Here is a 22,037-nt window from a genome sequence, read left to right on the forward strand (position 1 = left end):
AACCCAATAAAAAATATCCAAAACTAGTGAAAAATTGTCCAAACCCCCTTTTCAACAACCAACTTCCATACTTAGAATCATTTTTGACAATTATGTGAAACGGTTCACAAGTAACCATAGAATTGTGACGAACTTCACAATATTTCAGCTCCATGAGGATTACTATGTAAGTATAGAGAAAAACATTATTAACGTAAATTCATAGATAAATCATAGAAGGAGCGATCAAACATGAAAAAACTAGTTATGATCGGGAACGGAATGGCGGGAGTTAGAACCATTGAGGAAATTCTTAAACTAGCACCAAATCATTTTGAAATTACTATTTTTGGACAAGAGCCGCATCCTAACTACAACCGTATAAAATTATCAAATATTCTTCAAGGAGAGGCGAGCTTTGAAGAAATCATTATGAATCCAGTAGACTGGTATAAAGAAAATAATATTCAATTATTCACAGGTGAAGCTGTAACCAAGATCGATGTAGAAGCAAAGAGGGTCGTTTCCGATCGGGGTCGTGAGGTAGAATATGATGAGTTAATTATCGCAACAGGCTCGAATTCTTTTATTCTGCCAATACCGGGGGCAGACAAATTGGGAGTAACCGGGTTTCGGGATATAAAAGATTGTGAAATGATGATCAATTCGGCGCGAGAATATAAAAAGGCAATCGTAATTGGCGGCGGTCTTCTTGGACTTGAAGCTGCAAGAGGATTACTGAACCTAGGGATGAAGGTTGATGTCGTACATCTTATGCCAAGCCTAATGGAAAGACAGCTCGACCCAATCGCTTCAAGCCTGCTAAAAGCAGAGCTCGAATCCCAAGGTATGAACTTTCTAATGGAAAAAGAAACGGTTGAAATCATTGGTGATGAGCGTGTTGCTGGTCTTCGATTCAAAGATGGAACTTTTGCTAGAGCAGATCTTGTAGTTATGGCAATCGGAATTAAGTCAAATACGATTGTGGCGAAGGAAAGCGGAATTTATGTAAACCGTGGAATTGTCGTGAATGACTATATGGAAACGAATGTACCGAATGTCTATGCGGTTGGTGAGTGTGCCGAGCATAGAGAAATTGTTTATGGGCTGGTTGCACCATTATATGAGCAAGGAAAAGTCCTTGCTGAAAAAATTTGTGGGATTGAAACAACTCCATATAAAGGCTCTGTAACGGGAACGCAGCTGAAAGTCGCTGGTGTAGACCTTTACTCTGCAGGTGAGATTTTTGAGGATGGCACCACAAAATCAATCATGGTATATAACGAATATGAAGGTATTTATAAGAGGGTTTTAGTTCGCAATAACATAATTGTTGGGATTGTTCTTTATGGCGACACCAAAGATAGTACAAGACTGTTTCGATTGCTTTCAAAAAAGGAAGACATTACAGGGATTTCTATTTTTGAATCACAATGTTCAGCTGAAGGCAGCAGCGGCGATATCGCCTCAATGCCAAATGATGAATTGGTATGCGGTTGTAATGGTGTGACGAAAGGTGCCATCGTGGAGGCAATTAAAGCCCAAGGTTTAACAACACTTGACCAAGTTAGCCATTGTACCAATGCCGGCAGATCTTGCGGACGATGCAAACCGATGGTGAATGATATTTTAGCCTATACACTAGGTGATCAATTTGATGCCTCAGCGGCACAAAAAACAAGCATTTGCGGCTGTACAACCATTAGCCGTGAAGAGTTGATTGCGGAAATTAAAGAAAAGGGCTTAACAAGTGTGAAAGAAGTGATGAACGTCCTCGAGTGGAATAACGAGGAAGGCTGCACGAAATGCCGTCCTGCGATTAACTACTACCTAGGTATGGTTCATATGGACGCATACAAAGATGACCGTGATTCCCGCCTAGTAAATGAGAAAATGCATGCAAATATCCAAAAGGATGGAACATACTCTGTTGTGCCAAGAATGTATGGCGGTGTTACGACGGCTGCTGATTTGAAAAAAATTGCTGAAGTAGCAGAAAAGTATGAAGTTCCACTTGTAAAATTAACAGGCGGTCAAAGGATTGGTTTGTTCGGGGTTAAAAAAGAAGACCTTCCTAGTATGTGGGAAGAGCTTGATATGCCATCAGGCTATGCTTACGGAAAAACACTCCGGACGGTAAAAACTTGTGTTGGTGCACAATTCTGCCGCTACGGTACGCAGGATTCTATGTCACTAGGCATTGAGCTGGAGAAGAAATTTGAACGTCTTGATACACCGCATAAAGTAAAAATGGGTGTGTCAGCCTGCCCTAGAAACTGTTCAGAAGCTGGAATTAAGGATATTGGCTTTGTTGGAATTGATGGCGGCTGGGAAATTTACGTAGCAGGTAACGGCGGTGTCGACCTCCGCGCAGGTGACCTTTTGGCAACCGTGAAAACAGAAGCTGAGGTTATGGAAATGACCGGTGCCTACCTCCAATATTACCGCGAAACAGCTAATTACCTAGAGCGGACTTCAAAATGGGTTGAACGCGTTGGCCTAGAGCATGTCAAAGAGGTCTTGGCAAATGAAGAAACTAGAAAAGCATTAAATGCGCGTATGGATCAAACCTTAGCGAAGTACATCGAACCTTGGAATGAAGCAATTGAAAGTGATGAAATAAAAGATAAATATTATGCAGTACACACTGTTAAGGCTGGAGAGTGATCATAAATGATTTTAACAAATGCGAAGACTCTAGTAGCAAAATATTCTGACCTTCCAGTAAGGGCTGGTTATTCTGTAAAAATGGATGATTGCGAAATAGCTTTATTTAGAGTCACAAACGGAAAAGTATATGCCATTGAAAATCACAGTCCGCACCCAAAGGGCGGCGTGTTAACAGAAGGATTGGTAAGCGGCGACTATGTTTTTTGCCCAGTCTATGATTGGAAAATTTCCTTAGCAGATGGCAAGGTTCAGGCACCAGATGAAGGTCAAATCGAAACCTATCAGGTGGAAGTAGAAGGCGATAACGTTTATATTATTAGTTAAGACTGTTTTTCGTAAGCCTGTTGTTAAAATCTTAAAGCCGATTTTAACGCGGAAATAGTTATTTTGCGCTATAGAATTTAGTTTTCAGGCTCTTTTTTAATTAAGTTAGTTCTATTTTCTGAGACTCAGTACAATCATTAAATTTTGTTCCAAGAAGCACACAAAGCTCAAAAAAAGAGCCTTATATAAAGAGTTTGGAAGGATGGCTGCAGGATGAAGACAGGGAAGGTATTTTTAGTAGGAGCGGGACCAGGGGACGTCCGTTTAATCACCGTAAAAGGATTGGAAGCAATTCAGCAGGCTGAGGTGATCTTATATGACCGCCTCGCAAATCCAAAACTATTGGAGTATGCGCCGGCGGTCTGCGAACTAATTTATTGCGGGAAATTGCCTGACCGCCATATATTACGCCAAGAAAGTATCAATGACCTATTAGTAGAAAAGGCACTAGGAGGTAAGGTGGTCGTTCGTTTAAAAGGCGGAGATCCAGGTGTTTTTGGCCGGGTTGGGGAAGAAGCCGCGGCCCTTGCTCATTATCAAATTCCTTTTGAAATCGTTCCTGGTATATCTTCGGGGATTGCAGCCCCCCTTTATGCGGGAATTCCAGTCACCCACCGAGAGCATGCGGAGTCGTTTGCAGTGGTTACAGCGCATGATAAATCAGCGGAAGGCAAGCCAATGCTTGATTGGGAAGGCCTTGTTCGCGGCGTAGATACCATCGCCTTTTATATGGGAGTAGGAAACCTGCCTTTTATCTGTGAGAATCTGATTGGACATGGAAAACCTTCTTCTACTCCTGTTATCCTGATTCAATGGGGTACATTTGGCCGTCAAAAAACATTGCAGGGAACACTAGCGGATATTTCGGAAAAGGTATTGGAAGCTAATTTTCGTAACCCAGCGATTATCCTCGTCGGTAATGTGATATCCCTTCGTGAAAAAATCAGTTGGTTCGAAAAAATGCCTTTGTATGGCAGGCAGATCTTGCTTGCACGTACTGGGGAAAGTGTAAGCGGCTTGGCAAAGGAATTGATGGATCTGGGTGCGGATGTCATTGAATTTCCAAAATGGAAGAAGACCAAATTGCCTGTTGAGTTAAGTAATGTAAAAACCTATGAAAAGATCCTATTCTCATCCCCAGAAAGTGTCAGTGAATTTTTTGAAGCTGTCATGGATAAAGGGATGGATATCCGAGAAATACGTGCTAGTTTTTATGGCGGTTCTAGTAAATCAATTAAAGCTCTAAAAGAACGGGGTTTTATTGCTGGATTGTTGGTGGACATGCCTCGGGAGGGCAGCCTGTTGATTGTCGGGGACAATAAGAGTAAAACGATTGAGAATGCTGATTATTTGGTGACAAGTAAAAAAGAAATGGATATGCAGTTTATACCAATTTTTCAACGAATGCTTGAAGAAGCAGACGTGAATACAATGGTGTTTCCGAGTGCAGCTACAGTTGGAACGTTTTTGGAAGGGCTAGAGGTTTGTACTATTAACCCCATCGAACTTTTGAACAATCTACAAGTTGTTTGCATAGGGCAGCAGACAAAGAATGCAGTTGAACGTGCTGGCCTTAGATCAGACGGAATGCCGGAATCTGCTACAAAAGAAGCGTTGGCAGACTTTTTAGTTCAGCATCCAGTTGCTTGTGAAAGGTAGTGGGATTGCTTGAATTTTAATTATCCAATTATGGTAAAACTCGAGGGTAAAAAGGCAGTAGTGGTTGGCGGCGGTAAGGTTGCTGAACGCAAGGTTCACGGTCTCTTAGGCTCTGGAGCCCAAGTTGTCGTAATCAGTCCGGAAGCAACGAAGGAACTTAGAAAAGTTGCGGATATTGGAAAAATAAACTGGCAGCAAAAAATGTTTTCAGAAGAAGATCTCCATGGTGCGTTTTTGATTTTTGCTGCAACGGACAGCATGGAGTTGAATCAGACAATTAAGAAGTCTGCGGGTGACCATCAGCTTGTAACCATTGCGGATGATCCTGAAGGTTCAGACTTCCATGTTCCCTCTCAAATTCAACGCGGACGATTGACCATTTCAGTGTCAACGGGTGGAGCCAGCCCCACATTGGCACGAAGAATCCGAGAGCAGCTGGACCAGCAATTTGATGAACGGTATGAAGAATATTTGGAATTTTTATTTTCTGCGAGACAGAAAATCTTGAAAGAAGTGCAAGACCCTGTTAGAAAAAGGAATTTGTTATCCGCGATAGTTAATGAGGAGTTTTTAAACAGTCAAAATCGCGAAGGTGAATTTTTACAAATAATGCGGAAAAAATGACGTGTAATCACACACGTCATTTTTTGTGGCTTTTATAGATTTATCAGGTCATTATCATGCTTTTTTAATTGTTCCTGTAAATTTACGATGTAATTCATCATGGCTATTCGAACGATAGAAGGATAGTAACGGTTGTTAAGTTCATGCTCGCATTCCTCTAAATCCATTTTTTTCACTTCAATCACTTTATTTAATTCTTCCAAACTCATCGATATTCACCCCTGCTTGCAAAAAAGTCTACATTTACCTTCCTAAATTTCAATTTTCTCACTCTCCTAATCTATGTTTATAGTTTTCAGCATGGACAACTTTTTCAGAGTTTATACTCACTTTTTAAGCGTATAAAAAGACCTCAAACAGGCAAAAAAGATAGATAAAAAGTAAATGAGGTTGAAAAGATGAACGAGAGAGTGTTGCATAGCTATCAAATTTTAGATCAGTTACGTTTGCCGCATGGTTTGTATTTGGCCTCTTCGTCAAAGGACTATCATTATGTGTGGCTGCGCGATTCCTTTTATATGGCACTGCCCTATTTGGAGCAGAACAATCAATTTTACGAAATGACTTATCACCGAATTTTGGACTTATTTAGAGAATACGAGTGGAAACTGGACATTCATACCGTTCAGAAGCCGAGAGAGCAATGGGAATACATCCATTCAAGATATTCTGCCTCCGAAGTAAGGGAAATCGACACTCCATGGGGGCATGCCCAGCATGATGCCATCGGGGCCATACTTTGGGGGATTGGAATGGGGCAGACAAAGGGAAAAAACATCATCAGAGATGAAAAGGATCATGAAATTGTTCAAAAACTGGTGGGCTATTTAGGCTGTGTGGAGTACTGGCAAGACGCAGATAATGGCATGTGGGAGGAATGGCGAGAAGTCCATTCTAGTTCTGTCGGAGCATGTGTGGCGGGCCTCCAAGCAGTTAGAGATATTGTTTTTGTGCCTGGTGAATGGATTACCAATGGATATCAAGCTCTTAGTAACCTGTTCCCGGGGGAAAGCAGCGATCGGCCCTTTGATTTAGCACAATTAAGTTTAATCTTCCCGTATCAGGTTTTAACTGGGGACAAGGCTAAGGTGATTGTTAACCAGGTCGAAAAGGTACTTTTACGCGAACGCGGAGTGATTCGCTACAAAGGAGATTCCTATTATTCAACGGTTGAACATGAAGGAAGGCACCATAATTTGACATTTTACTACGGAACAGAGGCTGAATGGACGTTTGGACTGCCTTGGCTGGCACTTTGCCATTTAGAATTAGGCAATATTGAAAAAGCAAACCATTACATAAAACAAACAGAAAGTGTAATGCTTACGGATGGCAGTTTACCAGAACTATACTTTGCCAAATGTGCAGAATATAATTCCAATACCCCATTAGGCTGGGGAAGTGCCATGTATATTTTGGCCAAAGAGCGATACGAAAGATTAATGTAAAGGAAGAGGCAGTTGAGAAATAGTTCAACTGCCTCTTTTTTAAAAGATAAGTATAAGTTTTTGAACCTAGATTACTGTCCAGCTCCAGCGCCCTAGCGGCTAGTGTCCTTCGCTCTCCGCCCTACGATTAGTCAACATCGAATCGCCTCCGGCTCTTCGTGTTTCCTTTATCTCGGTTGGAGCGCTCCAGGCCATACGCCGCTGAACAGGGCGCTTCCGCTTTTTTTAGTACTTTAGGATTATTTTACCTAATTTAATAAAACTTTCAGAAAAATAGTTCCTTTTTTAAATTTTGTGTTATATAATACAACACATGGTAATACACTGTGTTATAACAAAGGGGTGAACGAGTCCATGTCGACGCAAACAACAGGTATTGAGGTAGTAGGAGCCCTCAAAGCGCAATACGGTGAGATTTTAACACCCGAAGCGCTAAACTTTATTGAGGAGTTAGAACAAAGATTTGGAACAAGGCGACTGGAACTGTTACAGTCCAGGGAAAAACGCCAAGAGGAAATTAATAACGGGCACCTGCCGGATTTCCTTCCTGAAACAAAGCAAATACGAAATGGGGACTGGACCATTGCTCCCTTGCCGAAAGACCTTCAGGATCGCCGTGTAGAGATTACCGGACCAACGGACAGAAAAATGGTTATTAATGCGCTAAACTCTGGTGCAAAGGTTTTTATGGCAGATTTTGAAGACGCTACTTCACCAACCTGGGAGAACCTCGTCGAGGGACAAATCAACTTAAGAGACGCAGTAAGTCGGACGATTTCCTATGAAAATCAAAATGGTAAAAAATATGTTCTAAATGAGGAAAGTGCAGTCCTCTTTGTTAGACCGCGCGGACTTCATTTAGAGGAAAAACATGTGCAACTAAATGGCAAGCCCATTTCCGGAAGCTTCTTTGATTTCGGTATGTACTTTTTCCATAATGTAAAAAATCTACTTGCACGAAGGACGGGGCCATATTTCTATCTTCCAAAGCTTGAAAGTCATATGGAAGCACGTCTTTGGAATGATGTCTTTGTTTTTGCACAACGGAAGCTTGGAATACCTCAAGGAACCATTAAAGCGACTGTCTTAATTGAAACGATTATGGCTGCATTTGAAATGGATGAAATACTTTTTGAATTAAAGGAACATTCAGCAGGTCTAAATTGCGGAAGATGGGATTATATTTTCAGTTATTTGAAGAAGCTGCGTAACCACAAAGATATTATTTTACCGGATCGATCACAGGTAACCATGACTGCACCATTTATGCGCTCCTATTCCTTGCTGACCATTCAAACGTGTCACCGCAGGAGAGCCCCGGCTATTGGGGGGATGGCAGCACAAATACCCATCCGTGAAAATCCAAAAGCGAACGAGGAAGCATTTGCGAAGGTTACTGCTGATAAAGAGCGTGAAGTAAACGATGGTCATGATGGTACATGGGTGGCACACCCTGGCCTGGTACCGGTAGCTTTAGAAGTATTTGGTAGAGGGATGCCGTTAGCAAACCAGATTCATAGTAGCAAACAACAGAAGATTACGATTACTGCAGCTGATCTCCTTGAAGTACCAGGAGGAAAGATTACCGAAGAAGGTGTTCGCGTTAATATCAATGTTGGTATTCAATACATTGCTTCTTGGTTATCTGGAAAAGGAGCTGCACCAATCCATAACTTGATGGAGGATGCAGCAACCGCTGAAATATCGCGTGCTCAAGTTTGGCAGTGGATCCGCCATCCGAAAGGTGTACTTGCGGACGGCAGAAAAGTAACAGTTGAAATGTATGAGAAATTTAAGACTGAGGAATTAGAGAAAATCAAGGCTGAAATTGGCCTGTCTGCTTATGAGAATGAAACTTTCACTAAAGCGGTGGAGCTATTTGATGGCTTGGTCTTAAATGATGAATTTGTAGAGTTTTTGACATTACCTGGATATGAGCTTTTATAAAAAATTTTAATAGATTAATAGGAGGAATTTATAATGACAAACAAAAGAGCAATGGAATTACAAGAAAGCTGGGAATTAGATAAGCGTTGGAATGGGATTACTAGACCGTACACAGCTGAGGATGTTATCAAGCTTCGCGGTTCCCTGGACATCGAGCATACATTGGCAAGACGTGGTGCAGAAAAGCTTTGGAAGCAAATGCATGAAGAGGATTATGTTAATGCTTTAGGTGCACTGACAGGAAATCAAGCTGTTCAACAGGTAAAAGCAGGATTAAAGGCCATCTATCTAAGCGGCTGGCAGGTAGCAGCTGACGCCAATTTATCTGGACATATGTATCCGGACCAAAGCCTATATCCAGCAAATAGCGTACCGAGCGTCGTAAAGCGAATTAACCAAGCACTTCAACGTGCAGATCAAATCACCCATTCAGAAGGGGATGACTCAATTGATTGGTTCGTTCCGATTGTAGCCGATGCAGAAGCAGGTTTTGGCGGACAGCTAAACTGTTTTGAACTGATGAAGGGCATGATTGAAGCAGGTGCTGCAGGTGTTCACTTTGAAGACCAACTTTCTTCTGAGAAAAAGTGCGGTCACTTGGGTGGAAAGGTATTGCTGCCGACACAGACGGCTGTTAGAAACTTAATTGCTGCCCGCTTGGCGGCAGATGTTATGGGCGTTCCAACCGTGCTGGTGGCACGTACAGATGCAAATGCTGCAGATTTAATTACGAGTGATATTGATATGAATGATGCACCATTCATTACAGGAGAGCGGACGGCAGAAGGCTTTTTCCGTACGCAAGCCGGGCTCGATCAGGCGATTGCCCGTGGTTTAGCCTATGCACCATATGCAGATTTGATTTGGTGTGAAACATCTGAGCCGAACATTGAAGAAGCGAGAAGATTTGCTGAGGCCATCCATGAGAAATTCCCTGGTAAAATGCTGGCTTACAATTGCTCACCATCCTTCAATTGGAAAAAGAAACTGGATCAAGAAACCATTGCGAAATTCCAGCAAGAGCTTGGAAAAATGGGCTACAAGTTCCAATTCGTAACACTAGCAGGTTTCCATGCCCTGAACCACAGCATGTTTGAGCTTGCCCGCGGCTACAAAGAGCGCGGCATGGCCGCATACTCCGAACTGCAACAGGCAGAGTTCGATAGTGAGCAATATGGCTACACTGCAACAAGACACCAACGTGAAGTGGGAACAGGATATTTTGATCAGGTATCCATGGTTATTACAGGAGGTACCTCTTCCACCACAGCGTTAAAAGGCTCAACCGAGGAAGAGCAATTTACAAAATAATTTAGATGATCCCTCTCTCCAGGTGGAGAGGGGGATTTTTGTATGAGGGGGAGGGGATTGTGTGGGAGTGGCGTGGAAATACTGGCGGATGGCGAGAAATACTGGCGGATGGCGAGAAATACTGGCGGATGGCGTGGAAATACTGGCGGATGGCGAGAAATACTGGCGGATGGCGAGAAATACTGGCGGATGGCGAGAAATACTGGCGGATGGCGAGAAATACTGGCGGATGGCGAGAAATACTGGCGGATGGCGAGAAATACTGGCGGATGGCGTGGAAATACTGGCGGATGGCGAGAAATACTGGCGGATGGCGAGAAATACTGGCGGATGGCGGAAAATACTGGCGGATACCAGAAAATACTCTCGGATAACAAGAAACACTCCCGCATAAGCACTCTCAAATAGACAGTTTTTTTGGAAATGAACCTTTTTTAAGGTATCATCATACATAATAAATAGCCCTTTAAATGGAGTTGATTACTTTTGAAAAAGCCAAATGTTGAGGAGGTTCTTCAACAGGGTATACATGGCCCTTTGGAAACAAAGCCGGATGAGAGGCGGAAATATTTGGGATCGTTACGGGAGCGAATTATTATTGCCCTTAAGAAAAGTCAAGTTGCAGAAGCTGCGATTTATCCGCAGGTTGAACGGGAAATGAAACAGAATCCGCAGTCTAATCTCTTTCTAAATGGAAATATGGATTACTCAGTCCTATCTAAATATGTGAAGCTGGCAGTTAAATACAAGCTTGAGCATACGATTGTGACCAATAAAGAGCACGATACAGACATTGGCTTAATTTTAGCGATGGACTATGCGATTGATAAAGAAGAAATCTACATTACAAAAAAGGCAATCAATTTACCAGAGCAGCCAAAAAGTAAGGGTCTTTTTTCGAAACTGTTTAAAAAATAATAAACATAGAAAAAGCAGTCTAAAAAAATTTAGATTGCTTTTTTAATACCTCAGACATACGCCTATTTTACTATATTTGGATATCTCTGGAACTTTTATAAAAATTGGAATATTATTATTTATAGGGACAATTACCGATAGGTCCAAGTAAATGCAGTAGGACAGACAAAGGGTTAGTAAAACTCATAATAAGTACGCAAAAATAATGGTCATAAAACTAATAGATTACTAGATAAATAGCTTCTGACCAAAATTTAGGAGGGGAATTATGAGAAGATATACCATTCTTTTTATTGTAATTGTTCTAATGCTTACTCTCACAGGGTGCAAATATCCAACCCTAGAAAAAGCAATTGCTGAAACCATTCCATTTGAAGTGCAGAACGTGCTGTACAAGACAAAAAGTGATGGAATTACGATTGTTCTTTATAGCACGAAGGCTGAAGGGAAAGAAGTTAAACATATTAAAGAACCGGTGCTGGGTGTTTCCTTCTTTGAAGGGAACGATAATGATGGATGGAAGAATAGTGGTCCAAATGGCTGGGAGCATGCTGAAAGCATAACCTATTCTACCTACGTAGAAAATTATACAAAGTATAATGATAAAGGAAAAGTTCTGAAAGATATATATGTTGCGTTTGGAGAAATTCTGAATGAAGATATTAATAGAATAGAGATTGCCGATCACGAAAGTGAGGATTACAAAGAGGCGAAAGTAATTAACAAAGACGGCAAAAGATACTATATAGGACTAGGTTTTCGACCACAGGTTAGAGCTTTAAATAGCAATGGCGAGGTTATTCCGCAAGAATAGTTACATAATGAGATATATAGGCACAAAACAAGATCATCTATGGAGCTAAGGCTCCTATTTTTTTTGCCCAAAATCTTAAAAATTCTCCTTTTGTCCATACTGATGAGGCAATCATTGCGGTAAAGCGAAAAAGTTTGGTATTATCAATAGTAAATTAACTAAGACATAGAGGGATTGGGGGATTGAAAGATGACACGAATCTCAAACGAGCAGGTAAAGCATGTAGCCAACCTGGCTAGATTAGCCATTACGGAAGAAGAAACTGAAAGGTTCACAAAGCAACTGGACGCGATTATTACATTTGCCGAACAGTTAAATGAGCTGGATACGACAAATGTTGAACCAACCTACCATGTGCTGGATATGAAGAATATCTTCCGTGAAGACATTAAGCAAAAGGGTCTGCCACGGGAAGAAGTACTAAAAAATGCTCCAGATCACCAGGATGGGCAAATAAAGGTCCCCGCAATTCTAGGGGAGTAGAGACTGGTTCTGTAGCAATATAAAGGAGGGATATCATGAGCTTATTTGATTATAAAGTTTCAGATCTTCATGAACTTTTACATAAAAAGGAACTTAAGACTTCTGATCTTGTGGATGAGTCGTATAAACGTATAGCCCAAGTCGAGGGCAAAATTCAGGCATTTTTAACATTGGATGAAGAGAAAGCTCGGCAAACAGCCAGTTCCCTCGATGACAAGCTTGCCGCGGGTTCCAAAAATGGTATGTTATTTGGGCTTCCAATTGGTGTAAAGGACAATATTGTTACAAAAGGGCTTGTGACAACCTGTGCAAGTAAGATTCTAGAAAACTTCAATCCCATCTATGATGCTACCGTTGTTCAGAAACTGCATCAGCAAGAAACAGTAACAATCGGAAAGTTAAACATGGATGAGTTTGCGATGGGCTCTTCTAATGAGAATTCGCATTATCAAAAGACTCGTAATCCGTGGAATCTTGAAAGAGTACCAGGAGGATCTTCAGGCGGGTCCGCTGCTTCCGTTGCGGCAGGTGAAGTGCTGTTTTCTTTAGGTTCTGATACAGGTGGGTCAATCCGTCAGCCAGCAGCTTTTTGCGGGGTAGTAGGGTTAAAACCTACATATGGCCGTGTTTCCCGTTTCGGGCTCGTTGCCTTTGCATCGTCTCTTGATCAAATTGGCCCTATTACTAGAACCGTTGAAGATAATGCCTATCTTTTGCAAGCAATATCCGGTTTAGATCCAATGGACTCCACATCAGCGAATGTCGACGTGCCAGATTTCGTCTCGGCATTAACGGGAGATATTAAAGGGTTAAAGATAGCTGTGCCTAAGGAATACCTGGGTGAAGGTGTAAATGAAAGTGTCCGTCAGTCCGTGCTCGATGCATTAAAGGTGCTTGAAAAACAAGGGGCTGTTTGGGAAGAGGTTAGTTTGCCGCACTCTAAATATGCATTAGCCGCTTACTATTTACTTTCATCTTCGGAAGCGTCTGCCAATCTTGCCCGCTTTGATGGTGTTCGTTATGGCTATCGGACTCCAAATGCTGATAATTTACTTGATTTATATAAGAAATCACGATCTGAAGGCTTTGGTGACGAGGTAAAACGCCGAATCATGCTTGGTACCTTTGCGCTAAGTTCTGGTTATTACGATGCTTATTACAAAAAAGCTCAGCAGGTCCGGACGTTAATCAAGAAGGACTTTGAAGATGTATTTGAAAAATATGATTGTATAGTTGGTCCAACAACCCCGACCCCAGCGTTTAAAATTGGTGAAAAAATGGATGATCCGTTAACAATGTATGTAAATGATATTTTGACGATTCCTGTGAACCTAGCAGGGGTACCGGGAATATCAATTCCATGTGGATTTGATAATGGCCTGCCGCTTGGGTTACAAATTATCGGCAAGCATTTTGATGAAGCAACAGTCTATCGCGTGGCACATGCATTTGAGCAAGCTACTGATTATCATAAACAGAAGCCGGGACTATAGGGGGTGAAGACGATGGAATTTGAAACAGTGATTGGTTTAGAAGTTCATGTGGAGTTAAAAACGGATTCAAAAATCTTTTCGGCAAGCCCAAACCACTTTGGTGCAGAGCCGAATACAAATACAAGTGTAATCGACCTTGGTTATCCCGGAGTATTGCCAGTTCTAAATAAAAAGGCAGTAGAATATGGAATGAAGGCTGCAATGGCCTTAAATTGCCAGGTTGCCAGTCATACGAAATTTGACCGGAAGAACTACTTTTATCCAGATAATCCGAAGGCATACCAGATTTCTCAATTCGATAAACCAATCGGAGAGCACGGCTGGATTGAAATTGAGGTGAATGGCTACACAAAACGAATTGGTATAACGAGAATTCATTTGGAAGAAGATGCAGGGAAACTAAGCCATGGTAATGGATATTCATTAGTGGACTATAACCGCCAGGGAACACCCCTTGTGGAAATCGTTTCTGAGCCAGATATCCGGACACCTGACGAAGCCTATGCCTATCTTGAAAAATTAAAATCGATTATCCAGTTTACAGGAGTCTCTGATTGTAAGATGGAAGAAGGGTCGCTCCGTTGTGACGCAAATATTTCGATTCGTCCAGTCGGACAAGAAGAGTTTGGAACGAAGACAGAATTAAAGAACTTAAACTCGTTTAATTTTGTCCGCAAAGGCTTGGAATTTGAAGAGAAACGGCAGCGTGAAGTTATCAGTCAGGGCGGAAAAGTTGACCAAGAGACACGTCGATTTGATGAAGCTACCGGCGCAACCATACTTATGCGTGTAAAAGAAGGATCTGATGATTATCGTTACTTCCCTGAACCAGATTTACTCGATATCTATATTGATGAGGAATGGAAAGAACGGATTGCAGCTGAAATTCCAGAGCTTCCCGATCAACGCCAAAAGCGTTATGTGGAAGAACTAGGATTACCTGTTTATGATGCGAAAGTTTTAACGGTAACGAAAGAAATGGCCGATTTCTTCGAAGGTAGTGTTACTGCTGGTGCAGAGGCAAAACTGGCTTCAAACTGGATCATGGGAGATGTTTCAGCTTACCTGAATTCAGAAGGGAAAGAACTTCATCAGATTGCCCTAACGCCTGAAAGCTTAGCGGGCTTGATTAAGCTTATCAAAAACGGAACGATTTCTTCAAAAATCGCTAAAACCGTTTTTAATGAGTTGATTGAGAACGGCGGGGATGCTGAAGTAATAGTAAAAAAAAAGGGCCTTGTTCAAATTTCCGATGAAGGTACACTGCTGAAAATCATTTCAGAGGTCCTCGATGCGAATCCACAATCGGTTGAAGATTTTAAGAACGGTAAAAATAAAGCAGTAGGATTCCTAGTGGGGCAGCTTATGAAGGCGACGAAGGGTCAGGCAAATCCACAAATGGTGAATCAATTATTACAGCAGGAATTAGGCAAACGATAAACGTCAAACAGGCAGATTCTACTCTGTCTGTTTTTTTTGTCGAATCATTGATCGACTTATTCCGCATCATTTCCTGGGAAAGATCTTTATTTCCTAAGGCTTACAGTGGAACTAATTAAACGTTTGATTAAACGACAAAAATCTACCCTTTTCTGGAAGAAGAACCTTTAATAATAGGGTTAATGGCTTTTTTAATCAAATGTTTGATTAGTAAATTTGGGGCAGTTTAATGTCGTGAATTGGAGTGAATTTAAAATGGACTGGATTTCAGGAAATAATCCATTAAAAAGTGACAATAATTTCATAGGAAAAACGTAGAATATTCATTGGGATAAGGGTTTTTATTAAAACTAATCAAACGATTATTTAGTTGACAAAATCCCCCCATTTTTTAAGGGGAAACTCTTTTATAACAAGGGCGGGAGTCCATTCTAATCAAACGTTTGTGTAATGGAAAAAGGGGAAATTTGCTGCATTACAAAATTAGAAAAACGCTCAAGCTGAGCGTTTTTCTTAGTAACCTATTCTTGTTTTAATAAACGTACACTTTCATCAAACTCTTTTTCAATTGCTTCATTCTTCTTATATGTGACTAAGCTTACGATAACAGCAACGAGTAGGTTAAAAACAAAGCCGGGAACAATCTCGTAAAGTGTTTCGCCAAGTCCAACATTTTTCCAAACAATAACCGTTACAGCACCGACGATCATTCCGAAAAGGGCTCCCCAATTCGTAATCTTTTTCCAGAATAAACTTAAAAGGATGATTGGACCGAAGGCTGCTCCGAAACCGGCCCATGCATACGCAACTAAGTCTAATATCGTGCTGTTTTGTTTAAAAGCAAGTGCTGCAGCAACGACAGCAACAAGGAGAACAGCCATTCTTCCTAAGAAGACTAGATGTTTATCACTCGCATTTTTGTTCATGACCACTTTATATAAATCTTCAACAAGTGCACTAGAAGTAACAATTAATTGAGAGGAAATTGTACTCATAATCGCAGCAAGAATCGCTGCTAATGCAAATCCTGCGAATAACGGATGAAATAATATTTGACTAAGTTCTATAAAAACAGCCTCCGGATTCTCCAAAACATGCTGTGGATTCTGTTGGAAATAAGCAATTCCTATTAATCCAGTAAATATAGTACCGATTAGGGTAATAATCATCCAGCCCATACCAATACGACGGGCACTTTTTGTTTCATTAATCGTTTTAATAGCCATGAAGCGGACGATGATATGCGGCTGGCCAAAATAACCAAGTCCCCACGCCATTGCAGATACGATTCCTAAGAAAGTCGTTCCCTTTAATAAATCAAGTTTAGACGGATCGATAGCTCTGATGGTATCAAACGTTTCGGCAGGACCACCCGTACTAAAGATTCCGATTGCCGGAACAAGCATTAGTGCAATCAGCATCATTAATCCTTGGATAAAGTCCGTATAACTTACTGCTAAAAAGCCGCCAAATAAAGTATAGGCAACGACAACGCCGCCAACGATATAAAGACCTGTATGGTAGCTTGTGCCGAAGGAGCTTTCAAAAAAGACAGCACCGGAAACCATCCCCGAAGAAACATAAAAAGTAAAGAATATTAGTATGACTATACCAGATACAATTCGGAGAAGTTTCGTATTATCTTTAAAACGATTTTCAAGGTAGCTTGGAATCGTGATAGAATCGTTGGCTACCTGTGTATAGGAACGCAGGCGAGGTGCTACCAATAACCAGTTGAGATAAGCGCCAATTGTTAAACCAATGGCAATCCAGGCATCTGCTAAACCGGTTAAATAGATTCCACCAGGTAAGCCCATTAATAACCAGCCGCTCATATCAGCAGCACCAGCACTTAATGCTGTTACAGCAGGACCTAAAGATCTTCCTCCCAGCATGTAGTCTGTCAGATTGCTTGTTTTACGATAGGAATACCAACCGATAAAAAGCATCATCGCAAGGTAAATTCCAATGGATACAAGCTGAAGTGTTTCATTGGACATGTATTTTCCTCCTTTATTATGTTAGAAATCGTTTAAAATAATATTTTTTATATATGAAATATTCTATCAACTTAATAATATTATAGCTACTACTAAAATATTACTTTTTTAAAATAGGATAAAATGCTCTTGGGATATTTGAATAGAAGGTAGAATTCCTTACATTTGTAAGAAGGATATAAAAGGATTATGATAATAATAAGATGAAGGGAGTGTTTATAGTGGAGTTAAATTCATGGTTTCAAAAAGGATTAACGAAAGATGAATACATAGGGCAAATGACACGGAATAAAGAAGAGATGGTTTCCATTTATGAACGTTTTGAGTTAAAGGCAGAGGATAAAAACAAACTCGAAGCAATCCAGTCAAAGAATTTGCGTGCGATTGTTCTTACAGAGGATTGGTGCGGGGACGCCCTGCTTAACAACCCAGTGTTACTAAGAATAGCAGAAGCAGCCGGCATGGAAGTTCGGTTTGTACTAAGGGACCAGAACCTTGAGCTAATGGATCAATATTTAACGAACGGCACCTCGAGAGCGATTCCTATTTTTATTTTCATTGATCAAGAAGGAAATGAAGTTGGAGTTTGGGGACCACGTGCACCTGAAATCCAAGCTCTTGTAGAAAAAGGCCGTGCGGAACTGCCGGATAAAGAAGCACCGGATTTTCAAGAAAAGCAACTGGCTTTTTATAAAAGCTTGGGCACTACCTATCAACAAAATCCTTCTACTTGGCAAACGGTCGCAAACAGTATTATACAGAAGCTTCTATAATAAAAAGGAATCCCTGGCATTAGTCAGGGATTCCTTTTACATTTTAAGATTGTTATTTTTCGGTGGAATACGGTCATTGATTAAATTTTTATCGTTTATTTTGGGTTCAATTCCTAAGATGAGGTTACGAATATTTGAGCGGTGAAGATAAATTAAAAATAAGGTAAAAAATAAGAAAATAAGTTCAAAGTTAACATTGGTTGAAATAAAAGAATAAATCATCAGACTAAGACCCACAGAGATAGAGCCCAAAAATACATATTTTGATAGAAAAATCACTAAAAAGAAGGACCCAAAAGCAATCAAACCCAACGGTAAATTTGCTACTGCTAAGGTTCCGGCAGTGGTAGCAATGGCTTTCCCCCCGCGAAAACCGGCAAAGATAGGAAAGCAATGTCCGATAACCGCCAGCAGACCAAAGTAAAGCGGTTCGACATCAAGGTTGAAGTATAGAGGAAGGGACGCAGCGAGTGCACCTTTACCAATATCAACAAGTACCACGATTATGGCAGACCCTTTTCCAAGAACCCTTAAGGTGTTCGTAGCTCCAGGATTTTTACTGCCATGGTCACGAATATCAACCCCGAAGATTAGCTTGCCCACAATCAGCGCAGTAGGAATACTCCCAATTAAGTAAGAAGCAATGAGCAATAACCAGAGCATAATGATCATTCCTTTGTTAGAGTATCTAGATTATAAATAGCAAACTATCATAGTTCAATGGTACAATTTTTTTAGTTCCAATTCTAGGTAAATTTTAGGCGCGACGAACTTGAGACCTATAGATTTTGGACAAGTTGCTAATAGTTATGCTTGTTCATGAGAAGATATTCCCGTCAGACTAATAGATGCCTAATAAATTTGAAACGCCCAAAACGTGCGAACATACCGCACGTTTTCTTATGCTATTATTTTTTTAAAAAATTTATTAAATAAAAAGTGTAGGGGTTTGTAATAAGTATTCCGTCTATTAAGGTGAAGGTCAGAGAGAGAGGGGGAGAGTGCGATTAGTGATTCAGCTTTACTACAAAAAGTGATGGACGGCAGTGATCATGCCTTTCGCCTTTTGGTTGAGAAGTACCGCAATGATGTGTTCCGGACCGTCTTTGCTGTTCTTCGTGACCAAAAGGAAGCAGAGGATGCTGCTCAAGAAGTATTTGTGAAAATATATACCTCTCTCTCCCAATATGAAAATCAAGGCTTTAAGACTTGGATGACCCGGATAGCGGTAAATCATGCCATAGATGTAAAACGCAAGCTTGCGAGAAGAAAAGAAGAAGTGGTTGAAGCTTTAGAACAGCAGGCATTCGGTACTCCAAAGGATAGTGTGGAGAAAGAATTGCTTGAAAATGAAAGACGAAAGCTTGTTAGAAATCGACTTGATGAGCTCCCAGAGAATTATCGGGATGTCATTTATGGTTTCTATATAGCGGAAAAAAGTTATCAGCAATTGGCTGAAGAACAAAAGGTACAGGTGAAAACCATTGAAACAAAGCTTTACAGAGCACGGGTTTGGATGAAAAAGAATTGGAAGGAGGACGATTTTTCATGAAGCATTATCATTATGATGAGTGGTTGAGCTATGTTAAGGACGAAGTAAGCGGTCAGACACGAGAGGAACTTGAAAGTCATCTATATACATGCGATGAATGTCTGGAGCATTATCTACAAGCTGTCTCAGAACATGAATCATCACTTCCAGTTCTTCTAAATGAGACTAGTTTTACAGACCTAGTGATGGCAGAGGTTTCGAAACAAAATGAGTATATTGAAAAACCGTCAGTCATGAAGCAGCCGGTAAAAACGAAAAAGCCATTCTACCAACAGGCATCTTTCCACTATTTGATTGCAGCGGCTGCAACACTATTGCTTACCTTTTCAGGAGTGTTTCAATCACTTGCAACGTATGCAAGTGCAGTAGAGGCACCACAGCATATCAAGGAGAAAAAGCCAACAGTCACAGAGGGCGTTATTGATAAAACATTTGCATGGATGGATTCACTGGAAGAAAAGGAGGCAAATAAAAAATGAAAAATTCAACGAAGGCGTTAACGTTATCGTTATTTCCAGGCCTCGGTCATATTTATTTCGGCAATATGTTTCGGGGGGTGCTTTACTTACTAGCCGTTGTTGGCTGTGCATTTATCACCATTTTTGGTTTATTTTCTGGCAATGAGGAAATTGCAATCCTTTCTTTTATGGCTGGAATTTTTATCTACTTAGTTAGCTTTATTGACATGGGTGTGCAAATTTCCAAGCAGAAGAAAGCGTTAAAAGCTGCAAATCCAGATATTCTCCCAACACAAGTAACACAGGAGTCAGAAAGGTTTTATACCATTGCGTTATCGTTTGTCCCGGGTTTGGGCCATTTTCAACTTGGGTTAATGAATCGTGGTGTAACATTGTTAGCAGCGTTCTTAGGGCTGGCTGTAATGGTCATCTTTGTAACGGCACTTAGCGGCCGTGGTGAGTTTATGGTGTTCTTGCTAGGATTGCCAATTATTTGGGTGTACGGATTTTTTGACGCGGTGCAGCAGGTGAATAAAAAGCAGCGTGGTGAGGAGCTAATCGATCGAACGATCTTTGAAGACTTGGAAACACGAAGAGAAGATGGAAAGAAGAGCAAATCGATTGCCACCTTCCTTTCTATTTTCCCTGGTGCAGGCCACCTCTATCTAGGCTTACAAAAGCGTGGGATTCAATTAATGGCGGCTTTCCTGTTTTCCATCTACATCTTAGATATTTTACGACTTGGAATCTTCTTGTTCCTGATTCCGATTATATGGTTTTATAGCTTTTTTGACGCTATGCAGAAGGTATCCAAATATGGTGAGGAAGAAATCGAGGATGTTCCGATTATTTCTTACTTAATTAATCATCAGAAATGGGTTGGAATTGGTTTAGTTGTATTGGGGCTTTATTACCTATTCATGAATGTGGTCATTCCAGTCTTTGCACCAATGCTGTCAAATTTGATCAATATAGATTTAAATTATTGGGTTCAAAGATATTTTCAAACGGGAGTTGTCTGTGTGCTGTTAATTGGCGGTGGTATTAAGTTATTAGCCGGCAGCAAGCACAAAAAGGAGGAAGGAAAATCATGAAAAAGTGGCAAAACACGATTACAGGGGTGCTCTTAATCGGAGCTGGAATTGGATTCCTTTTTAGAAAAAGAAAGGAGGAACAGGAATGAGAACATGGCGTGTTGGTACATTTTCGATGGGAGCCTCGCTCGTCTTTCTTGGCATCTTCCTTTTCCTCTCACGTTTTATGGGGTTTGATCTTGTTCATGTGATGACGTCTTGGTGGCCAGTGCTGTTAATTGTCCTTGGAATTGAAATTCTCCTCTATTTATTTCTATCAAGGCAGGAGAAACCAATATTAAAATATGATTTTGTTAGTATCCTGTTTGTTGGAGTGCTTGGAATGGTTGGAATCATGTTCGCGACGCTTAGTGCTACTGGGATTATGGGGAAAGTAGAGGAGGCTGTTGCAAGGGAAGAGCGCTCGTTTGAGCTTCCTAATTTCTCCTATCAGTTGGATGATAGTATCAAACGTGTAGTGTTACGAACTACAGGCTACCAAACAACAATTGAAGCAACAGATGAAAAAGAAGTGTCGATGTTTGGAACGTACCGAATCCAGACAGCGAACAAGGATGGGCTCTTAAAAAGTGCGGATGAATACGTGTATGCCAACAAAAAGGGAGATACTCTTTACGTAAATGTAAAGACCTTGCCAAATGAGATGGGACCTTTTTATAGTCAACAAGAAATTGCCTCCACTATACTTATTCCTAAAGGTGTACAGCTTGAGGTAATTGGAAATGGGAATGATATTACGTTAAATCCACGGTCACTTGAAAATAACTGGAGTTTAGATGGTGCCTCGTCTATAAATGTTAAGGTTGCTGAAGACAGCCATTTAAATATAACAGCGGATGGTGTTGGTGATGTGAATGGCAGGGATGGAGCATGGCAGTTAACCGAAACGGATGTTCCGAATGAAGGAATAAAAAGGAATGCTGTTTTCCAGTCTGGTGAGGGTAAGTACAATATCACTATCACGAATACCCACTATGTTAGTGTAAATACAAATTAAATCACGTTTTATTTTTTGCAAATTAATAAAAAAAGGGTATGATAGTAGACGGC

22 protein-coding genes are annotated in these 22,037 nt (G+C 40.8%); 18 read left to right on the forward strand and 4 right to left on the reverse strand.

Translation table 11 applies throughout. From position 1 onward, the window contains the following. The first annotated feature begins 231 nt into the window (after positions 1 to 231). From nirB to AC2TFD_RS02315, 4 genes are all read left to right on the forward strand, one after another. On the forward strand, positions 232 to 2,646 hold the full coding sequence (nirB, locus tag AC2TFD_RS02300; protein ID WP_484674871.1) for a nitrite reductase large subunit NirB: 2,415 nt from the start codon (positions 232 to 234) through the stop codon (positions 2,644 to 2,646). Between the two features lie 6 nt (positions 2,647 to 2,652). Further along, positions 2,653 to 2,973 (forward strand): nitrite reductase small subunit NirD, encoded by a 321-nt coding sequence (nirD, locus tag AC2TFD_RS02305; RefSeq protein ID WP_335509483.1) that lies wholly within the window; start codon positions 2,653 to 2,655, stop codon positions 2,971 to 2,973. Positions 2,974 to 3,186: 213 nt separating this feature from the next. Then, entirely contained in the window at positions 3,187 to 4,632 is a 1,446-nt protein-coding gene (gene cobA, locus AC2TFD_RS02310; protein WP_484674872.1) for a uroporphyrinogen-III C-methyltransferase, read from the forward strand. A 9-nt stretch (positions 4,633 to 4,641) separates the two neighbouring features. Further along, entirely contained in the window at positions 4,642 to 5,256 is a 615-nt protein-coding gene (locus AC2TFD_RS02315; RefSeq protein WP_484674873.1) for an NAD(P)-binding protein, read from the forward strand. 32 nt (positions 5,257 to 5,288) lie between these two features. On the opposite strand, the gene AC2TFD_RS02320 is transcribed toward AC2TFD_RS02315, so the two are convergent. Continuing rightward, positions 5,289 to 5,465 (reverse strand): hypothetical protein, encoded by a 177-nt coding sequence (locus AC2TFD_RS02320; RefSeq protein ID WP_335509473.1) that lies wholly within the window; start codon positions 5,463 to 5,465, stop codon positions 5,289 to 5,291. 189 nt (positions 5,466 to 5,654) lie between these two features. Here AC2TFD_RS02320 and AC2TFD_RS02325 point away from each other — a divergent pair, with 189 nt between their 5' ends. The 3 genes from AC2TFD_RS02325 (at position 5,655) to aceA (ending at position 9,962) form a co-directional block, all read left to right on the forward strand. After that, entirely contained in the window at positions 5,655 to 6,704 is a 1,050-nt protein-coding gene (locus tag AC2TFD_RS02325; protein ID WP_335567313.1) for a glycoside hydrolase family 15 protein, read from the forward strand. Between the two features lie 354 nt (positions 6,705 to 7,058). Continuing rightward, positions 7,059 to 8,651, forward strand: a complete 1,593-nt coding sequence (gene aceB, locus AC2TFD_RS02330; protein WP_484674874.1) for a malate synthase A — start codon at positions 7,059 to 7,061, stop codon at positions 8,649 to 8,651. A 33-nt stretch (positions 8,652 to 8,684) separates the two neighbouring features. Then, positions 8,685 to 9,962, forward strand: coding sequence for an isocitrate lyase (gene aceA, locus AC2TFD_RS02335; RefSeq protein ID WP_335509465.1), 1,278 nt, complete (start codon positions 8,685 to 8,687; stop codon positions 9,960 to 9,962). Here aceA and AC2TFD_RS02340 read toward each other — a convergent pair. Continuing rightward, the gene (locus tag AC2TFD_RS02340; RefSeq protein ID WP_484674875.1) at positions 9,933 to 10,415 is read right to left on the reverse strand and encodes a hypothetical protein; all 483 of its coding nucleotides are present in this window, start codon (positions 10,413 to 10,415) and stop codon (positions 9,933 to 9,935) included. The two genes, aceA and AC2TFD_RS02340, sit on opposite strands and share 30 nt — an antisense overlap. A 33-nt stretch (positions 10,416 to 10,448) precedes the next feature. Between AC2TFD_RS02340 and AC2TFD_RS02345 the strand changes: the two genes are divergently transcribed. The 5 genes from AC2TFD_RS02345 (at position 10,449) to gatB (ending at position 15,110) form a co-directional block, all read left to right on the forward strand. After that, positions 10,449 to 10,880 carry a YueI family protein gene (locus tag AC2TFD_RS02345; RefSeq protein WP_335509463.1) on the forward strand — a complete coding sequence of 144 codons (432 nt, stop codon included), beginning with the start codon at positions 10,449 to 10,451 and terminating at the stop codon, positions 10,878 to 10,880. Positions 10,881 to 11,148: 268 nt separating this feature from the next. Beyond that, entirely contained in the window at positions 11,149 to 11,694 is a 546-nt protein-coding gene (locus tag AC2TFD_RS02350) for a hypothetical protein (protein WP_335509460.1), read from the forward strand. Between the two features lie 189 nt (positions 11,695 to 11,883). Then, entirely contained in the window at positions 11,884 to 12,177 is a 294-nt protein-coding gene (gene gatC / locus AC2TFD_RS02355) for an Asp-tRNA(Asn)/Glu-tRNA(Gln) amidotransferase subunit GatC (protein ID WP_484674876.1), read from the forward strand. 35 nt (positions 12,178 to 12,212) lie between these two features. Further along, complete coding sequence (gene gatA, locus AC2TFD_RS02360; protein WP_484674877.1) at positions 12,213 to 13,670, forward strand: Asp-tRNA(Asn)/Glu-tRNA(Gln) amidotransferase subunit GatA; 1,458 nt, start codon at positions 12,213 to 12,215, stop codon at positions 13,668 to 13,670. Between the two features lie 12 nt (positions 13,671 to 13,682). Beyond that, a complete protein-coding gene (gene gatB / locus AC2TFD_RS02365; protein ID WP_484674878.1) occupies positions 13,683 to 15,110 on the forward strand; it encodes an Asp-tRNA(Asn)/Glu-tRNA(Gln) amidotransferase subunit GatB in 1,428 nt (475 codons plus the stop codon). A gap of 521 nt (positions 15,111 to 15,631) precedes the next feature. On the opposite strand, the gene putP is transcribed toward gatB, so the two are convergent. Continuing rightward, on the reverse strand, positions 15,632 to 17,110 hold the full coding sequence (gene putP / locus AC2TFD_RS02370) for a sodium/proline symporter PutP (RefSeq protein WP_335509453.1): 1,479 nt from the start codon (positions 17,108 to 17,110) through the stop codon (positions 15,632 to 15,634). Positions 17,111 to 17,331: 221 nt separating this feature from the next. Here putP and AC2TFD_RS02375 point away from each other — a divergent pair, with 221 nt between their 5' ends. Further along, positions 17,332 to 17,883: a thioredoxin family protein gene (locus tag AC2TFD_RS02375; RefSeq protein ID WP_335509451.1), complete on the forward strand. Its 552-nt coding sequence runs from the start codon at positions 17,332 to 17,334 to the stop codon at positions 17,881 to 17,883. 36 nt (positions 17,884 to 17,919) lie between these two features. Here the strand turns inward: AC2TFD_RS02375 and plsY are convergent, their stop codons facing one another. Next, positions 17,920 to 18,546, reverse strand: coding sequence for a glycerol-3-phosphate 1-O-acyltransferase PlsY (plsY, locus tag AC2TFD_RS02380; protein WP_335509449.1), 627 nt, complete (start codon positions 18,544 to 18,546; stop codon positions 17,920 to 17,922). 373 nt (positions 18,547 to 18,919) lie between these two features. On the opposite strand from plsY, the gene AC2TFD_RS02385 reads away from it, so the two are divergent. The 5 genes from AC2TFD_RS02385 to AC2TFD_RS02405 are packed head-to-tail and all read left to right on the forward strand — an operon-like array spanning position 18,920 to position 21,984. After that, positions 18,920 to 19,435 carry a sigma-70 family RNA polymerase sigma factor gene (locus tag AC2TFD_RS02385; RefSeq protein WP_335509447.1) on the forward strand — a complete coding sequence of 172 codons (516 nt, stop codon included), beginning with the start codon at positions 18,920 to 18,922 and terminating at the stop codon, positions 19,433 to 19,435. Continuing rightward, complete coding sequence (locus AC2TFD_RS02390; RefSeq protein ID WP_335567320.1) at positions 19,432 to 19,914, forward strand: anti-sigma factor family protein; 483 nt, start codon at positions 19,432 to 19,434, stop codon at positions 19,912 to 19,914. The genes AC2TFD_RS02385 and AC2TFD_RS02390 overlap by 4 nt, the downstream gene beginning before the upstream one ends. Further along, the gene (locus AC2TFD_RS02395) at positions 19,911 to 20,987 is read left to right on the forward strand and encodes a hypothetical protein (RefSeq protein ID WP_335567321.1); all 1,077 of its coding nucleotides are present in this window, start codon (positions 19,911 to 19,913) and stop codon (positions 20,985 to 20,987) included. Before AC2TFD_RS02390 ends, AC2TFD_RS02395 begins: the two co-directional genes overlap by 4 nt. Then, positions 20,984 to 21,076, forward strand: coding sequence for an LPXTG cell wall anchor domain-containing protein (locus AC2TFD_RS02400; RefSeq protein WP_335509442.1), 93 nt, complete (start codon positions 20,984 to 20,986; stop codon positions 21,074 to 21,076). Before AC2TFD_RS02395 ends, AC2TFD_RS02400 begins: the two co-directional genes overlap by 4 nt. Continuing rightward, on the forward strand, positions 21,073 to 21,984 hold the full coding sequence (locus AC2TFD_RS02405; protein ID WP_484674879.1) for a LiaI-LiaF-like domain-containing protein: 912 nt from the start codon (positions 21,073 to 21,075) through the stop codon (positions 21,982 to 21,984). The genes AC2TFD_RS02400 and AC2TFD_RS02405 overlap by 4 nt, the downstream gene beginning before the upstream one ends. Positions 21,985 to 22,037 lie beyond the last annotated feature (53 nt).

The sequence above is a fragment of the Neobacillus sp. plas4 genome, assembly GCF_057221695.1.

What these genes read in the sequence shown, in the direction of transcription:
- nirB (WP_484674871.1), top strand. Translation starts at nt 232, where the DNA reads ATGAAAAAACTAGTTATGATCGGGAACGGAATGGCGGGAGTTAGAACC.
- nirD (WP_335509483.1), top strand. Translation starts at nt 2,653, where the DNA reads ATGATTTTAACAAATGCGAAGACTCTAGTAGCAAAATATTCTGACCTT.
- cobA (WP_484674872.1), top strand. Translation starts at nt 3,187, where the DNA reads ATGAAGACAGGGAAGGTATTTTTAGTAGGAGCGGGACCAGGGGACGTC.
- AC2TFD_RS02320 (WP_335509473.1), bottom strand. Translation starts at nt 5,465, where the DNA reads ATGAGTTTGGAAGAATTAAATAAAGTGATTGAAGTGAAAAAAATGGAT.
- AC2TFD_RS02325 (WP_335567313.1), top strand. Translation starts at nt 5,655, where the DNA reads ATGAACGAGAGAGTGTTGCATAGCTATCAAATTTTAGATCAGTTACGT.
- aceB (WP_484674874.1), top strand. Translation starts at nt 7,059, where the DNA reads ATGTCGACGCAAACAACAGGTATTGAGGTAGTAGGAGCCCTCAAAGCG.
- aceA (WP_335509465.1), top strand. Translation starts at nt 8,685, where the DNA reads ATGACAAACAAAAGAGCAATGGAATTACAAGAAAGCTGGGAATTAGAT.
- AC2TFD_RS02340 (WP_484674875.1), bottom strand. Translation starts at nt 10,415, where the DNA reads ATGTATGATGATACCTTAAAAAAGGTTCATTTCCAAAAAAACTGTCTA.
- AC2TFD_RS02350 (WP_335509460.1), top strand. Translation starts at nt 11,149, where the DNA reads ATGAGAAGATATACCATTCTTTTTATTGTAATTGTTCTAATGCTTACT.
- gatC (WP_484674876.1), top strand. Translation starts at nt 11,884, where the DNA reads ATGACACGAATCTCAAACGAGCAGGTAAAGCATGTAGCCAACCTGGCT.
- gatA (WP_484674877.1), top strand. Translation starts at nt 12,213, where the DNA reads ATGAGCTTATTTGATTATAAAGTTTCAGATCTTCATGAACTTTTACAT.
- gatB (WP_484674878.1), top strand. Translation starts at nt 13,683, where the DNA reads ATGGAATTTGAAACAGTGATTGGTTTAGAAGTTCATGTGGAGTTAAAA.
- putP (WP_335509453.1), bottom strand. Translation starts at nt 17,110, where the DNA reads ATGTCCAATGAAACACTTCAGCTTGTATCCATTGGAATTTACCTTGCG.
- plsY (WP_335509449.1), bottom strand. Translation starts at nt 18,546, where the DNA reads ATGCTCTGGTTATTGCTCATTGCTTCTTACTTAATTGGGAGTATTCCT.
- AC2TFD_RS02385 (WP_335509447.1), top strand. Translation starts at nt 18,920, where the DNA reads ATGGACGGCAGTGATCATGCCTTTCGCCTTTTGGTTGAGAAGTACCGC.
- AC2TFD_RS02390 (WP_335567320.1), top strand. Translation starts at nt 19,432, where the DNA reads ATGAAGCATTATCATTATGATGAGTGGTTGAGCTATGTTAAGGACGAA.
- AC2TFD_RS02395 (WP_335567321.1), top strand. Translation starts at nt 19,911, where the DNA reads ATGAAAAATTCAACGAAGGCGTTAACGTTATCGTTATTTCCAGGCCTC.
- AC2TFD_RS02400 (WP_335509442.1), top strand. Translation starts at nt 20,984, where the DNA reads ATGAAAAAGTGGCAAAACACGATTACAGGGGTGCTCTTAATCGGAGCT.
- AC2TFD_RS02405 (WP_484674879.1), top strand. Translation starts at nt 21,073, where the DNA reads ATGAGAACATGGCGTGTTGGTACATTTTCGATGGGAGCCTCGCTCGTC.